Here is a 14,674-nt window from a genome sequence, read left to right as displayed (position 1 = left end):
GAGAACCCGTCCGTTGGACGAAGCCTCAGCTCATCCATTGGCCGCCGTCGACGTTGTAGGTCTGCGCCACCACGTAGTCGCTTTCGGAGGAAGCGAGAAAGATCGCCATGCCGGTCAAATCTTCGGCCGTACCCATGCGCCCGTAGGGAACCGCCTCGCCCACCAGACGCTTCTTTTCGCCAAGAGGCCTATTTTCGTATTTGGCGAAGAGCGCATCGACGCCGTCCCAGTGCTCGCCCTCGACGACGCCCGGAGCGATGGCGTTCACATTGATGCGGTGCTTGATGAGATCTAGGCCCGCGGATTGGGTGAGGCTGATGACCGCCGCCTTCGTCGCGCAGTAGACCGCGACCAGGGCCTCACCCCGCCGCCCAGCCTGGCTTGCCATATTGATGATCTTGCCGCCCCGCCCCTGCCCGATCATCTGCTTTGCCGCCGCCTGCAGCGTGAAGAGCGTTCCGGCGACGTTGATCGAGAACAGCCGCTCATAGCTTCCGCGCGTGATCTCGACGATCGGCGCAAGGTCGAAGAGGGCGGCATTGTTGACGAGGATGTCGAGACCGCCGGCCTGGCGAACCACCGCGGCGATCGCCGCATCGATGGAGTCCTGCCGGGTGACGTCGATCTCGACCGCGAAGGCCGCCGATCCGATCTCCGCCGCCGTCTGCCTTGCCCGCTCGATATTGATATCGGCGATCGCCACGGTGGCGCCTTCGCGCACATAGGCTTCCGCGAAGGCGCGGCCGATTCCCCGCGCCGATCCGGTGATCAGCGCGCTCTTTCCTTCAAGACGTTTCATCGAATTGCCAGTCCCTTCTCGTCGAACCTGTGCAGGCGCTGCGGGTCCGGCGTCAGGAAGACCCGGTCTCCATGCGTGACGGCGAAATCGCCGCTCACACGCGCCGTCATCGTGCCGATGCCATCGGCGTTCACATGAAGGAAGGTGTCGGAGCCGAGATGCTCGGCCACACCGACAGTCCCCTGCCACATGCCGTGGTCCTTCGACAGCACCAGATGCTCCGGACGGACGCCGATCGTGTGGGCCTGATGGCTGGCCGCCGGGCCACCGGAAATGAAGTTCATCTTCGGCGAGCCGATGAAGCCGGCGACGAAGAGATTGTCGGGCCGGTGGTAGAGCTCGAGCGGCGAGCCGACCTGCTCGATGCGGCCGCGGTTCAGGACGACGATCTTGTCGGCCATCGTCATCGCCTCCACCTGGTCGTGGGTGACATAGACCATCGTCGTCTTCAGCTGCTGGTGAAGCTGGCTGATCTCGAGCCGCATGTTGACGCGCAGCGCCGCGTCGAGGTTCGAAAGCGGCTCGTCGAACAGGAAGGCCTCCGGCTGGCGTACGATCGCCCGGCCGATCGCCACGCGCTGGCGCTGGCCGCCGGAAAGCTGGCGCGGCTTGCGGTCGAGATAGTCCGTGAGGTTCAGCACGCGCGCCGCATCCTCCACCTTCTTGTCGATCACCGCCTTGTCCTCGCCCGCCATCTTGAGAGGGAAGGCGATGTTGGCGCGCACGCTCATATGCGGATAGAGTGCGTAAGACTGGAACACCATCGACAGGCCGCGCTTGGCCGGCGGCAGTTCGGTGGCGTTCTTGCCGTCGATGACGATCGCGCCGTCGCTGACGTCCTCGAGGCCGGCAATCAGCCTCAGAAGCGTCGACTTGCCGCAGCCGGAGGGGCCGACGAAGACGACGAACTCGCCGTCATTGATGTCGAGGTCGATCGACGGGATCACGGCATGGGCGCCGAAGACCTTCGAGACGTTCTTGAGTGTGATGCTTCCCATGAGTCTGACCCTTATTTGACCGCGCCGAAGGTGAGGCCGCGCACGAGCTGCTTCTGCGAGAACCAGCCGAGAATGAGGATGGGGGCGATCGCCATCGTCGAGGCCGCCGACAGCTTCGCGTAGAAGAGGCCTTCAGGGCTCGAATATGAGGCGATGAAGGCGGTGAGCGGCGCCGCTTTGGCGGCACTGAGATTCAAGGTCCAGAACGCCTCATTCCAGGCGAGGATGATGTTCAGGAGCAGCGTCGAGGCAATGCCGGGGATCGCCATCGGCGTCAGCACATAGATGATCTCCTTGGCGAGCGAGGCGCCGTCCATGCGAGCCGCCTCGAGGATCTCGCCCGGTATTTCCTTGAAATAGGTGTAGAGCATCCAGATGATGATCGGCAGGTTGATGAGGGTCAGCACCATCACCAGCCCGCTGCGCGTATCGAGCAGCCCGGTGTTGCGGAAGATCAGATACATCGGCACGAGGACGCCGACCGGCGGCATCATCTTGGTGGAGAGCATCCACATCAGGACGTCCTTGGTGCGCTTGGTCGGCGAGAAGGCCATCGCCCAGGCGGACGGGATGGCGATTAGGAGGCCGAGCAGCGTCGAGCCGAAGGATACGACGACCGAATTCATGAAGTGCTTGAAATAGTCCGAGCGGCTTTGCACCTCGAAATAATTCTCCGTGGTCCAGTCGAAGAACAGGAATGCCGGCGGCGATGCAATCGCCTGCGCCTCCGTCTTGAAGCTCGTCAGGAAGGTCCAGAGGATCGGGAAGAAGATCAGGATGCCGATCGTCCAGGCCAGAACGGTGGTGACCAGTTTGCGCTGGGTCGAGACGTTGCGTGCCATGGGTATCAAGCCTCCAGCGTCTTGCCGATCATGCGCATCAGGAAGAATGCGACGATATTGGCGAGAATGACCGCGATGATGCCGCCGGCGGACGCGCCGCCCACGTCGAACTGCAGCAGCGCCTGGGCATAGACCAGGAAGGTGAGAGTCGTGCTCTGCGTGCCGGGGCCGCCATTGGTCGTGACGAGAATTTCCGCAAAGACCGAAAGCAGAAAGATCGTCTGGATCAGGATGACGACGGTGATCGCGCGCGAAAGATGCGGCAGGACAAGATAGATGAAGCGGCTCAAGGCGCCGGCGCCGTCCATCTGCGCCGCCTCCTTCTGCTCCTCGTCGAGCGACTGCAGCGCCGTCAGCAGAATGAGCGTCGCAAAGGGCAGCCATTGCCAGGCGACGATCAGGATGATCGAGAAGAGCGGCGCATTGGCGAGGAAGTCGAAGGGCTGCAGGCCGACGAGCTTGGCGAGCCAGGCGAAGAGCCCGTTGACCGGGTTCATGAACATGTTCTTCCAGACGAGCGCCGCGACCGTCGGCATGATCAGGAAAGGCGCGATCACCAGGATCCGCACGATCCCCTGCCCGAACATCGGCTGGTCGAGCAGCAACGCCAGTCCGATGCCGCCGACGACCGTGATGAAGAGCACGCCGAGCACGATCGCGAGCGTGTTGAAGACGGCCTGGAAAAAGGCGGGGTCGGTCAGAAAATAGGTGTAGTTGGTGAGGCCGGCGAACTCCTCCATCCCTGGCATCAGCAGGTTGTAACGCAGGAGCGAGAAATAGATCGTCAGCGCCAGCGGCACGATCATCCAGGCCAGAAGCAGAAGCACCGACGGGGCGATCATCAGCCGCGCGGCGGAGCGGGTATGCAAGGTCGCCATGGCGTCCCCCATGTGTTCTCAAAGGTGTTCCAAGAAGAGGCGTGCGCATCGTGCCTGCCGAACGCGCCCCATTGGCAAAAAAGACAGAGCGGGACGCGGGTGAGGGCGGGGTTCGCCCCTCCCTCGTCCCGCTCTGGAGGTGGCCGGGGCGCCGGCCGTTTCCGGACGGCGCCCCGGCCCCTTGGGAGCCTCACTTGATGTAGCCGGCCTTGGTCATCTCGCGTGTGGTCAGCTGCTGCGCGCTGGCGAGCGCCTGATCGACACTCATCTGACCGGCGAGCGCGGCCGAGAACACCTGGCCGACCGCCGTGCCAAGACCCTGGAATTCCGGGATCGCCACGAACTGCACGCCGACATAGGGCACCGGCTTCACCGCCGGGTTCTTCGGGTCGGCGGCGTTGATCGAGTCGAGCGTCATTTTCGCAAATGGCGCCGCCTTCTGGTATTCCGGGTTCTCATAGAGCGAGGTGCGGGTGCCGGGAGGCACGTTCGCCCAGCCTTCCTTCTCGGCAACAAGCTTCAGATAGTCCTTGCCTGTTGCCCAGGCGATGAACTTCTGGGCCGCTTCCGCCTTCTGCGAACCCGCCGGGATGGCGAGGTTCCAGGCCCAGAGCCAGTTGCCGCGCTTACCGAGACCGGTATCCGGGGCGAGCGCGAAGCCGACCTTGTCGGCAACCGTCGATTCATGCGGGTTGGTTACGAAGGAGGCCGCCACCGTGGCGTCGATCCACATGCCGCATTTGCCGGTCTGGAACAGCGACAGGTTTTCGTTGAAGCCGTTGGAGGAGGCGCCGGGCGGGCCGGCATCGTTCATCAGCTTGACATAGAAATCGAGCGCGTTCTTCCACTCCGGCTGGTCGAACTGCGGCTTCCAGTTCTCGTCGAACCAGCGCGCCCCGAAGGCGTTGGCCGTCGCCGTGAGGAAGGCCATGTTCTCGCCCCAGCCGGCCTTGCCGCGCAGGCAGATGCCGTAGATCTCATTGTTCTTGTCGGTGATCTTGCGGGCCGCATCCGCGATGAACTCCCAGGTCGGCGCCTCCGGCATGGTGAGGCCGGCCTTTTCGAACAGGTCCTTGCGATACATGACCATCGAGCTCTCGCCGTAGAACGGCGCGGCATAGAGCTTGCCGTCGATGGTCAGGCCGCTGCGGATCGCCGGCAAGAGGTCATCGACGTCGTAGTCGGCACCGAGATTGTCGAGCGGCAAGAGCCAGCCCTGCTTGGCCCAGATCGGCACTTCATAGGTGCCGATCGTCATGATGTCGTACTGGCCACCCTTCGTGGCGATGTCGGTCGTCACACGCTGGCGCAGCACGTTTTCCTCGAGCGTCACCCACTCGAGCTGAATGTCCGGGTTTTTCGAGGTGAATGCGTCCGTCAGCTTCTGCATCCGGATCATGTCGCCGTTGTTCACGGTCGCGATGGTCAGGGTCTCTGCTTGGGCCAGGCCTGCCAAAGCGACTGCCGAGCACGTGCCCAGCAGGAAAGTTCTCAAATTCATCGACTTCCTCCCAGAAGAAAATGAGCATTTGCCTTGCTCGTGGGCAATTACTCGCCTGTTGGCGGAAAAAGTCAATGCGCATTCGTCGCCGCCAGACCGCGAACGCGCTAAGGGTTCATTTTTGTTGAAGAATATTTTATTCCGACAGACTGGGAGGGCGCATCACATCCGGCCAATCGCCGCTGCCGGACTGCTCCCCAGAGGTAGACTCAAGCGCCGAGCAGGTACTCAGCAGTTGTCTCATCGGTGATGAGGCCGTTTATGATCCGTCCCTTGAGCGCCGCTTTCAGGGCTGCGTATTTTCGCTTGCCCTTGGCGATGCCGATCACCGCGGCCCGCTCGCGCGGCGGCAGCGGCACGGAGGCCACGCGCTCGTTGATGCTGCCGGTGAGCAGTGCGCCGTCATGATCGAACATCCAGCCGCAGATCTCGCCGGCCGCGCCCGCCGCCGTCAGCCGTTCCATCTCGTCGCGCGCCAGAAAGCCATCCTCGCAAAGGGGGGCATTTGGCCCGAGCTCGCCGACGCCGACAAAGGCGGCATCGGCTTCCGCGCCAAGCTCCAGAGCCATTCTGACGAGACTCTGTTTGTGCAGCACTTCTCGCTCCTCGGCCGACGAGACGAGCACCGGCAAGGGCATCGGGAAATGCCGTGCATTGATTGTGTCGGCCATGCTGAAGATGACGTTGTAATAAGCGGCCGAACCGTCGAGGCGGATGTTGCCGGTGAGAGAGACAATGCGGTGCTGCGGACATTCCATCGATGGCAGTTGATCGATCGTCGCCTTCAGCGTCCGGCCGGTGCCGATGGCAAGCACAACCGGATCGGTCGACTTCAGCCAGCGCTCGATTTCTGCCGCCCCGGCTTCCGCGATGCCCACGGTCGTCGAACTGGATCCGGGATCGCTCGGTACGACATCGACATGCCGCAACTCGTACTTTTCCTTGAGCCGCGCCGCCGCTTGCAGGCAGGCGGCTATCGGATGATCGAGCCGCACCTTGATCAGCCGTTCTGCCATGGCGAGTGACACGAGGCGCTGCGCCGACTGGCGCGAAATCCCCATGATCGCCGCGATCTCGTCCTGCGTCCGGCCGGCCACGTAATAGAGCCAGCCCGCCCGGGCCGCGTCGTCCAGCCTGTTGTTGCTTTCCGCCCTGCGCGCCATCGCCAGCGAGTCTCCTTCCCCCGATTTGCTGCCATTATTTGCCGTCCACTGTCAAACAAAGGCGTAACGCGTCGGTGCTGGCAAAAACGCCCGCAGCACCAGGAATTCGCGGAAAGCGCGACCAAAATTTTACCGTTTGATAAAAAAATAAAGCGTGTTACCGTTCCCTATCCTGAGAATACATTGGGAGCCAAAAATGGGAACGACGCAATCTGGGATTCTCTACGGGCGGTTGCCGCTCGCGGAGTACGAAACCAATTTCTCCGATCTGCATCCGCCGCTCGACAGGCACGAGGCGCTGGTTGCTTCTGACCGCTGTTACTTCTGTCATGACGCGCCGTGCATGACGGCCTGTCCCACCTCCATCGATATCCCGCTGTTCATCCGGCAGATATCGACAGGCAACCCGGTCGGCTCGGCCAAGACGATCTTCGATCAGAACATCCTCGGCGGCATGTGCGCCCGCGTCTGTCCCACCGAAACGCTCTGCGAGCAGGCCTGCGTGCGCAACACGGCGGAGGAGCGGCCGGTCGAGATCGGCCGTCTGCAGCGCTACGCGACCGACGTCGCGGTGATGGAGAACAAGCAATTCTATGCGCGCGCCGCCGCAACGGGTCGCCGCATCGCCGTCGTCGGCGCCGGGCCGGCGGGCCTGGCCTGCGCCCACCGGCTTGCCGTCAAGGGCCACGACGTGGTGATCTACGATGCGCGCGAGAAATCCGGTGGCCTCAACGAATACGGCATCGCCGCCTACAAGACTGTGGACGATTTCGCCCAGAAGGAAGTCGACTACGTTCTGTCGATCGGCGGCATCGAGGTGCGCCACGGCGAGGCCCTTGGACGCGATTTCTCGCTCGCCGACCTCACGGAGCAATATGACGCCGTCTTCCTCGGCCTCGGCCTCGCCGGCGTCAACGCACTGCGGATCGACGGCGAGAACGCTGAAGGCGTCGACGATGCAGTCGATTTCATCGCGGCACTTCGCCAGTCGAAGACCAAGGCCGACATTCCCGTCGGCCGGCGGGTCGTGGTGCTCGGCGGCGGCATGACAGCGATCGACGCCGCCGTCCAGGCGAAGCTGCTTGGCGCAGAGGAAGTGACGATCTGCTATCGCCGCGGCAAGGAGCACATGAACGCCTCCGAATTCGAGCAGGATCTGGCGGCATCCAAGGGCGTCACCATCCGCCACTGGCTGCAGCCGAAGCGCATTGCCGTGAAGGACGGCAAGGTCGCCGGCATCGAGCTCGAATACACCACGCTTGAGAACGGCAAGCTGACGACGACCGGGGAAACGGGTATTATTGCAGCCGAGCAGATCTTCAAGGCGATCGGCCAGACATTCCAGGCCTCCGGCCTCGGTGCCTTGCGGATGGAAAGCGGACGCATCGTCGTCGATGAAGAGGGTCACACCTCGCTCGCCAAGGTCTGGGCGGGCGGCGACTGCGTGCTCGGCGGAGAGGACCTGACGGTTTCCGCCGTGGCGATGGGACGCGATAGCGCCGAATCGATCAACCGGGCTTTCGCCGCGGACGCGCCGCGGGCGAGCGCCGTCGCTTGAACAGGATCGAGAGGACGAGACAATGGCTGATCTTCGCAACAATTTTGTCGGCATCAAATCCCCGAACCCGTTCTGGCTCGCCTCGGCGCCCCCGACGGACAAGGCTTATAATGTCGAGCGCGCCTTCAAGGCGGGCTGGGGCGGCGTCGTCTGGAAGACGCTTGGCGAGGAAGGACCGCCGGTGGTCAACGTCAATGGCCCGCGCTATGGCGCGATCTGGGGCGCCGACCGCCGCCTGCTCGGGTTGAACAATATCGAGCTCATCACCGACCGCGATCTTTACGTGAACCTGCGCGAGATGAAGCAGGTGAAGATGAACTGGCCGGACCGGGCGCTAATCGCCTCGATCATGGTTCCCTGCGAGGAGCAGGCATGGAAGGCGATCCTGCCGCTGGTCGAGGAAACCGGGGCCGACGGCATCGAGCTCAACTTCGGCTGTCCGCACGGCATGTCCGAGCGCGGCATGGGTTCCGCGGTCGGCCAGGTGCCGGAATATATCGAGATGGTGGTGCGCTGGTGCAAACAGTACACGCGCATGCCGGTGATCACCAAGTTGACGCCGAACATCACCGATGTCCGTAAGCCGGCCCGCGCCGCCAAGGCCGGCGGGACTGACGCCGTGTCGTTGATCAACACGATCAACTCGATCACCTCGGTCAATCTCGACACCTTCTCGCCGGAGCCCTCGATCGACGGTCGCGGCAGCCATGGCGGCTATTGCGGACCGGCGGTGAAGCCGATCGCGCTCAACATGGTCGCCGAGATCGCCCGCGATCCGGAGACCTACGGCCTGCCGATCTCCGGCATCGGCGGCATCACCACCTGGCGCGATGCGGCCGAATTCCTGGCGCTCGGCGCCGGCAACGTACAGGTCTGCACGGCGGCGATGACCTACGGCTTCAAGATCGTCCAGGAAATGATCTCCGGCCTTTCCGACTGGATGGACGCCAAGGGGCACAGGACGCTCGACGACATCTGCGGCCGTGCGGTGCCGAACGTCACCGATTGGCAGTATCTCAACCTCAACTATGTCAGCAAGGCAAGGATCGATCAGGACGCCTGCATCAAGTGCGGCCGCTGTCATATCGCCTGCGAGGACACCTCGCACCAGGCGATCACCCAGTTCGTCAACGGCGTGCGTCACTTCGAAGTGATCGACGAGGAATGCGTCGGCTGCAATCTCTGCGTCAATGTCTGTCCGGTTGAGAACTGCATCACCATGGAGCCGCTCGCCGCCGGCACGCTCGACAAGCGCACCGGCAAGCCGGTCGACCCCAACTACGCCAACTGGACGACCCACCCGAACAACCCGATGGCGCGCCAGGCGGCCGAGTAAGAAAGGTCGAGAGAACAGGAAGGCCGCCGACGACTATCGGCGGCCTTCTTCGTCATGCCGGCACGCGACGACGTGCAACTGCCGCTCCCGCTTCCGTTGCGATCACAAAAACGAAACAGATTGTGTAGAAACGGTAAGTTGTTCGTTCCGGCGATCTGGTGAATAAGGGAAAGAATTCAGATCCGGCCGGCGGCCGCCGGCAGACCCAGGCAGACTGTTTGACGATCATTTCCGCCACTGCACGCAAGAAGACGCACCTGATCTCCGGAGCCGTGCTCGGCGTTTTCGTGCTCTCGCATTTCACAAATCACGCGCTCGGCCTGATCTCCATCGAAGCCATGGAAGCGGGCCGGCGGATCTTTACCTTCGTCTGGCAGAGCGCACCCGGAACCATCCTGCTCTACGGCGCCTTGCTTGCGCATGTCGCAATGGCGCTCGACAGTCTCTATCGCCGACAGACGCTTCGCATGCCGGTAGGCGAGGCGCTGAAGATCATTTTCGGCCTGAGCCTGCCCTTCCTGCTCATCCCCCATGTGGTTGCCACCCGGGTTGAGCCGCTCCTGACCGGGGTCGATGCCGATTATCCGGCCATCCTGCGCGCCCTCTGGTCGAGTTCGATCGGCACGACCCGACAGACAGTCGCGCTTCTTTTTGTCTGGAGCCACGCCTGCCTCGGTGCCTGGTTCTGGATGCGCGGACGTGACTGGTTTCCGCGCTACGAATTCCTGCTCTATACCGTTGCCCTGCTCGTGCCGATCTTCGCGCTGCTCGGCTTCATCAACGGCGCCCGTTCTCTGGGGCGCGACTATGCGGAGCATGGCGGCTATGGCGACCAGGCCTATGTCAGCGAGCGGCCGCGCCTCGATCCGGCCCTCGCCGAGACCATCCGGCTCGCCTTCTATGGCGGCTTTGCCGGCCTGATCGGCGGGACCTTGGCGCTGCGTGCCATGCCGGCACGCGGCCGCATCCGCGTGCGCTATCCGGATGGGCGCGTGGCGGCGGTCGGCCTCGGCTTCAGCGTACTCGAGGCAAGCCGCGCCGCCGGGTTCCCGCATGTCTCGGTCTGCGGCGGTCGCGGGCGGTGCTCGACCTGCCGGGTACGCGTCATCGAAGGTCTTGACGGCCAGCCCGCGCCGGAAGCCGCGGAACGAGCCACACTCGGCAGGATCGGTGCCCCCGATAATGTCCGCCTGGCCTGCCAGTTCCGACCCACCCACAACGTCACCGTCGTCCCCATCCTCGACACCGACAGCCTCGGGATCAAGACGCAGCTCGCCCGGCAGAACGGCGGCGGGCGCGAGCGGCGGGTGGCCGTGCTCTTCTGCGACCTACGCGACTTCACCCGCATTGCCGAGCACAAGCTGCCCTACGACACGGTGTTCCTGCTCAACCGCTACTTCGAGATGGTCGGTGAGGCGGTCGAGAGTTCCGGCGGTGTCATCGACAAATTCATCGGCGATGGGGCGCTGGCGATCTTCGGGCTGAAGTCGCCGCTGCCGGACGCATGCCGCCAAGCGCTCGCGGCCGCCTCGCGGCTGTCGACGGGCATTCGCGCGCTCAACCACACATTCGGGGACGAGCTCGAACAGCCGCTGCGGCTCGCGATCGGTCTGCATGCCGGACCGGCAATCGTCGGCGAGATGGGCTATGGTCAGGCGACCTCGCTGACGGCGGTTGGCGACACCATCAACACGGCGAGCCGGCTGGAGGGCCTGGCCAAGGAACACGATGCCGAGCTTGCCGTCTCTGTCGAGCTCGTCGAACGTGCCGGCCTCAGCCTCGAGGGCGACAGGCGATTGGATATCAGCCTGCGTGGCCGCAAGGCAACGCTCGAGACCTGGATCGTAGACGATGCTGCGCGGCTGTTGGAGGTCATTCCGGCGGAAGACTGAGGCTTGCTACTCGCGCACCTGTAGCCCATCGACGAAGAGCCGCTCGAGAAAACGCGCCGCATCCTCGAAGCGCCCCTCGCCCGCGTGCTCCTGGCCGAGCACCGCCCGCACCTGGACGTCGAAATCGGCGTAGTGCTGCGTCGTCGACCAGATCGCGAAGATCAGGTGATAGGGATCGCAATTGGCGATCTTGCCGGCCTTCGCCCAGGCCCGGATGACCTCGGCCTTTTCGTCAACCAATTGCTTCAGCGGCCCCTTCAGCTCGTCTTCGATATGGGGAGCGCCCTGCAGCACTTCATTGGCGAACAGACGGCTTTCCCGTGGGAAATCCCGCGCCATCTCGAGCTTGCGCCGGATATAGCTGCGGATCTCGGCGACCGGATTGCCCTCGGCGTTGAATTCGCGCAGTGGATCGAGCCAGGTATCGAGGACGCGGTCGATCAAGGCGCGGTGCATGGCTTCCTTCGTGCGGAAGTAATAGAGCAGGTTCGGCTTCGACATCCCCGCCACCTCGGCGATCTGGTCGATAGTCGAGCCGCGGAAGCCGCTCGCCGAAAAGACCTCCAGCGCCGCTTCGAGGATCCGCTCCTCCTTCTCCTCCTGGATACGAGTGCGCCTCTGGGTTTTCGCCGCCCTTGGAAGTACCATCTCTCCCCCTGCCGATGACCGCACCGTCGCGTTCTGCCCAAATTTCGGACGCGCCATCCATTGGGCAACAACCTCGTTTTTTTCGTTTTCCGGCTTGAGTGCAGCTACGGAAGTTGTAATGTTTACCAACCGGTCAAATTATCAGTCAGATTGCCGACAAAGGCAACGGCTGATCGAAGGGCATGAAAGACAAAGCTCCGATTTGACCGACGGGAACATGGCTATCCCGGCGTGGGTCTAGCCGACAAAAAAGGAGAGCGCCATGGCTGCACCTGGCGAGAATAGGCGCGTCAATGCCGACCGCCTATGGGATTCGTTGATGGAAATGGCGAAGATCGGCCCCGGCGTTGCCGGCGGCAACAATCGCCAGACCTTGACGGACGCCGACGGCGAGGGCCGCCGGCTCTTCCAATCCTGGTGCGACAAGGCCGGGCTTTCCATGGGCGTCGACAAGATGGGCACCATGTTCATGACCCGCCCCGGCACCGATCCCGACGCGCTTCCCGTCCATATCGGCTCCCATCTCGACACGCAGCCGACCGGCGGCAAATATGACGGCGTGCTCGGCGTCCTGAGCGGCCTCGAAGTTATCCGCACCCTGAACGACCTCGGCATCAAGACGAAGCACCCGATCGTGGTCACCAACTGGACCAATGAGGAAGGCGCCCGCTTCGCGCCGGCGATGCTCGCCTCGGGCGTCTTCGCCGGCGTTCACACGCTCGATTACGCCTATGCCCGCAAGGATCCGGAAGGAAAAAGCTTCGGCGACGAATTGAAGCGCATCGGCTGGGTCGGCGACGAGGAGGTCGGTGCCCGAAAGATGCACGCCTATTTTGAATATCACATCGAGCAGGGGCCGATCCTCGAGGCCGAGAACAAGCAGATCGGCGTCGTCACCCACTGTCAGGGCCTTTGGTGGCTGGAATTCACGCTCACCGGCAAGGAGGCCCATACCGGCTCGACACCGATGAACATGCGCGTCAATGCCGGCCTCGCCATGGCGCGCATCCTCGAAATGGTCCAGACGGTCGCGATGGAAAGCCAGCCGGGCGCCGTCGGCGGCGTCGGGCAGATGTTCTTCTCGCCCAATTCCCGCAACGTATTGCCGGGCAAGGTCGTCTTCACCGTCGACATCCGCTCGCCGGACCAGGCGAAGCTCGACGGCATGCGCGCGCGGATCGAGGCCGAGGCGCCGAAGATTGCCGAGGCACTCGGCGTCGGCTGTTCGATCGAGGCGGTCGGCCATTTCGACCCGGTCACCTTCGATCCGAAGCTGGTCGCCACCGTGCGCGGCGCGGCCGAGAAGCTCGGCTATAGCAACATGAACCTCATCTCCGGCGCCGGCCACGATGCCTGCTGGGCGGCCAAGGTCGCGCCGACGACGATGATCATGTGTCCCTGCGTCGATGGGCTCAGCCACAACGAGGCGGAGGACATTTCCAAGGAATGGGCCGCCGCCGGCGCCGACGTTCTTTTCCACGCTGTTCTGGAAACGGCCGAGATCGTCGAGTGAGTTTGCGGGCGGGACGACAAGTTCCGCCCTTTTTACTTGGTGGCTCCGGCCGCCGAAGCACCATCCAGAGGAAGATATCCAATGAGCACTGTCATCAAGGGTGGAACCATCGTTACCGCCGACCTGACCTACAAGGCCGACGTCAAGGTCGAAGGCGGCAAGATCGTTGAAATCGGGCCCAATCTCTCCGGCACCGAGACGCTGGATGCGACCGGCTGCTACATCATGCCGGGCGGCATCGATCCGCACACGCATCTCGAAATGCCCTTCATGGGCACCTATTCCTCCGACGATTTCGAAAGCGGCACCAGGGCGGCGCTTGCCGGCGGCACGACCATGGTCGTCGATTTCGCGCTCCCCTCGCCCGGCCAGTCGCTGCTCGAGGCGCTGACCATGTGGGACAACAAATCGACCCGCGCCAATTGCGACTATTCCTTCCACATGGCGATCACCTGGTGGAGCGAGCAGGTCTTCAACGAGATGGAGGCGATCGTCAAGGACAAGGGCATCAACACCTTCAAGCACTTCATGGCCTATAAGGGCGCGCTGATGGTGGACGACGACGAGATGTTCTCTTCCTTCCAGCGCTGCGCGGCGCTCGGTGCCCTGCCGCTGGTCCACGCCGAAAACGGCGACGTGGTCGCCCAGCTTCAGGCGAAGCTCCTTGCCGAGGGCAATAGCGGCCCGGAGGCGCACGCCTATTCGCGGCCGGCCGAGGTCGAGGGCGAGGCCACCAACCGCGCCATCATGATCGCCGACATGGCCGGCTGTCCCGTCTATGTCGTCCATACCTCCTGCGAGCAGGCGCATGAGGCGATCCGGCGGGCCCGCGCCAAGGGCATGCGCGTCTTCGGCGAGCCCTTGATCCAGCATCTGACGCTCGACGAGACGGAATATTTCAGCAAGGACTGGGATCATGCGGCCCGCCGGGTGATGTCGCCGCCCTTCCGCAACAAGCGGCATCAGGACAGCCTTTGGGCAGGCCTTGCCTCCGGTTCGCTGCAGGTGGTGGCGACCGACCATTGCGCCTTCACGACGGCGCAGAAGCGCTTCGGCGTCGGCGATTTCACCAAGATCCCCAACGGCACGGGCGGGCTCGAGGACCGCATGCCGATGCTCTGGACCTATGGCGTCAATACCGGCCGCATCACCATGAACGAATTCGTCGCGGTGACGTCCACCAACATCGCCAAGATCCTCAACATCTATCCGAAGAAGGGCGCGATCCTCGTCGGAGCCGATGCCGACCTCGTCGTCTGGGATCCGAAACGGTCGAAGACGATTGCGGCGAACAGCCAGCAATCGGCGATCGACTACAACGTCTTCGAGGGCAAGACCGTCACCGGCCTCCCCCGCTTCACGTTGACGCGCGGCGTCGTCGCGATCGAGGAAGGGGCGGTGAAGACGCAGGAAGGCCACGGCGAATTCGTCCGGCGCGATCCCTTCCCGGCGGTCAGCACGGCGCTGTCGACCTGGAAGGAAGTGACCGCACCGCGCGCCGTGCAGCGCAGCGGCATTCCGGCAACCGGCGTCTGACGGATTTCAG

12 protein-coding genes are annotated in these 14,674 nt (G+C 63.5%); 5 read left to right on the top strand and 7 right to left on the bottom strand.

Translation table 11 applies throughout. From position 1 onward, the window contains the following. Positions 1–25: 25 nt before the first annotated feature. The 6 genes from ATC00_RS29230 to ATC00_RS29205 all read right to left on the bottom strand — a co-directional run bounded on the left by ATC00_RS29230 (position 26) and on the right by ATC00_RS29205 (position 6,181). Positions 26–799 carry an L-iditol 2-dehydrogenase gene (locus ATC00_RS29230; protein WP_064255351.1) on the bottom strand — a complete coding sequence of 258 codons (774 nt, stop codon included), beginning with the start codon at positions 797–799 and terminating at the stop codon, positions 26–28. Next, entirely contained in the window at positions 796–1,797 is a 1,002-nt protein-coding gene (locus tag ATC00_RS29225; protein WP_037387626.1) for an ABC transporter ATP-binding protein, read from the bottom strand. Before ATC00_RS29225 ends, ATC00_RS29230 begins: the two co-directional genes overlap by 4 nt. Before the next feature lie 11 nt (positions 1,798–1,808). Beyond that, positions 1,809–2,639, bottom strand: coding sequence for a carbohydrate ABC transporter permease (locus ATC00_RS29220; protein ID WP_037387628.1), 831 nt, complete (start codon positions 2,637–2,639; stop codon positions 1,809–1,811). A gap of 5 nt (positions 2,640–2,644) precedes the next feature. Further along, positions 2,645–3,517, bottom strand: coding sequence for a carbohydrate ABC transporter permease (locus tag ATC00_RS29215; RefSeq protein WP_037387952.1), 873 nt, complete (start codon positions 3,515–3,517; stop codon positions 2,645–2,647). A gap of 190 nt (positions 3,518–3,707) precedes the next feature. Then, positions 3,708–5,018, bottom strand: a complete 1,311-nt coding sequence (locus ATC00_RS29210) for an ABC transporter substrate-binding protein (RefSeq protein WP_037387630.1) — start codon at positions 5,016–5,018, stop codon at positions 3,708–3,710. Between the two features lie 209 nt (positions 5,019–5,227). Continuing rightward, positions 5,228–6,181, bottom strand: coding sequence for a sugar-binding transcriptional regulator (locus ATC00_RS29205; protein WP_064255350.1), 954 nt, complete (start codon positions 6,179–6,181; stop codon positions 5,228–5,230). A 196-nt stretch (positions 6,182–6,377) separates the two neighbouring features. Between ATC00_RS29205 and ATC00_RS29200 the strand changes: the two genes are divergently transcribed. The 3 genes from ATC00_RS29200 (at position 6,378) to ATC00_RS29190 (ending at position 10,967) form a co-directional block, all read left to right on the top strand. Further along, entirely contained in the window at positions 6,378–7,739 is a 1,362-nt protein-coding gene (locus ATC00_RS29200; RefSeq protein ID WP_064255349.1) for an NAD(P)-dependent oxidoreductase, read from the top strand. A 22-nt stretch (positions 7,740–7,761) separates the two neighbouring features. Beyond that, complete coding sequence (preA, locus tag ATC00_RS29195; protein ID WP_037387636.1) at positions 7,762–9,075, top strand: NAD-dependent dihydropyrimidine dehydrogenase subunit PreA; 1,314 nt, start codon at positions 7,762–7,764, stop codon at positions 9,073–9,075. 218 nt (positions 9,076–9,293) lie between these two features. Then, a complete protein-coding gene (locus ATC00_RS29190; RefSeq protein ID WP_064255432.1) occupies positions 9,294–10,967 on the top strand; it encodes an adenylate/guanylate cyclase domain-containing protein in 1,674 nt (557 codons plus the stop codon). 6 nt (positions 10,968–10,973) lie between these two features. On the opposite strand, the gene rutR is transcribed toward ATC00_RS29190, so the two are convergent. Further along, positions 10,974–11,615 (bottom strand): HTH-type transcriptional regulator RutR, encoded by a 642-nt coding sequence (gene rutR, locus ATC00_RS29185; protein ID WP_012708997.1) that lies wholly within the window; start codon positions 11,613–11,615, stop codon positions 10,974–10,976. 262 nt (positions 11,616–11,877) lie between these two features. Between rutR and ATC00_RS29180 the strand changes: the two genes are divergently transcribed. Together ATC00_RS29180 and hydA are read left to right on the top strand one after the other, a co-directional pair. Beyond that, the gene (locus tag ATC00_RS29180; RefSeq protein ID WP_037387638.1) at positions 11,878–13,128 is read left to right on the top strand and encodes a Zn-dependent hydrolase; all 1,251 of its coding nucleotides are present in this window, start codon (positions 11,878–11,880) and stop codon (positions 13,126–13,128) included. Between the two features lie 81 nt (positions 13,129–13,209). Further along, positions 13,210–14,664, top strand: a complete 1,455-nt coding sequence (gene hydA, locus ATC00_RS29175; protein ID WP_064255348.1) for a dihydropyrimidinase — start codon at positions 13,210–13,212, stop codon at positions 14,662–14,664. The last annotated feature ends 10 nt before the right edge of the window (positions 14,665–14,674 follow it).

Origin of the sequence: Sinorhizobium americanum (genome assembly GCF_001651855.1) — a bacterium.
Taxonomy (GTDB): Bacteria; Pseudomonadota; Alphaproteobacteria; order Rhizobiales; family Rhizobiaceae; genus Sinorhizobium; species Sinorhizobium americanum.
This window is presented reverse-complemented; position numbering and strand designations above follow the sequence as displayed.

Bases quoted from the DNA above. Each gene is read 5' to 3' on its own strand.
- ATC00_RS29230 (WP_064255351.1), bottom strand. From the start codon at position 799: ATGAAACGTCTTGAAGGAAAGAGCGCGCTGATCACCGGATCGGCGCGG.
- ATC00_RS29225 (WP_037387626.1), bottom strand. From the start codon at position 1,797: ATGGGAAGCATCACACTCAAGAACGTCTCGAAGGTCTTCGGCGCCCAT.
- ATC00_RS29220 (WP_037387628.1), bottom strand. From the start codon at position 2,639: ATGGCACGCAACGTCTCGACCCAGCGCAAACTGGTCACCACCGTTCTG.
- ATC00_RS29215 (WP_037387952.1), bottom strand. From the start codon at position 3,517: ATGGCGACCTTGCATACCCGCTCCGCCGCGCGGCTGATGATCGCCCCG.
- ATC00_RS29210 (WP_037387630.1), bottom strand. From the start codon at position 5,018: ATGAATTTGAGAACTTTCCTGCTGGGCACGTGCTCGGCAGTCGCTTTG.
- ATC00_RS29205 (WP_064255350.1), bottom strand. From the start codon at position 6,181: ATGGCGCGCAGGGCGGAAAGCAACAACAGGCTGGACGACGCGGCCCGG.
- ATC00_RS29200 (WP_064255349.1), top strand. From the start codon at position 6,378: ATGGGAACGACGCAATCTGGGATTCTCTACGGGCGGTTGCCGCTCGCG.
- preA (WP_037387636.1), top strand. From the start codon at position 7,762: ATGGCTGATCTTCGCAACAATTTTGTCGGCATCAAATCCCCGAACCCG.
- rutR (WP_012708997.1), bottom strand. From the start codon at position 11,615: ATGGTACTTCCAAGGGCGGCGAAAACCCAGAGGCGCACTCGTATCCAG.
- ATC00_RS29180 (WP_037387638.1), top strand. From the start codon at position 11,878: ATGGCTGCACCTGGCGAGAATAGGCGCGTCAATGCCGACCGCCTATGG.
- hydA (WP_064255348.1), top strand. From the start codon at position 13,210: ATGAGCACTGTCATCAAGGGTGGAACCATCGTTACCGCCGACCTGACC.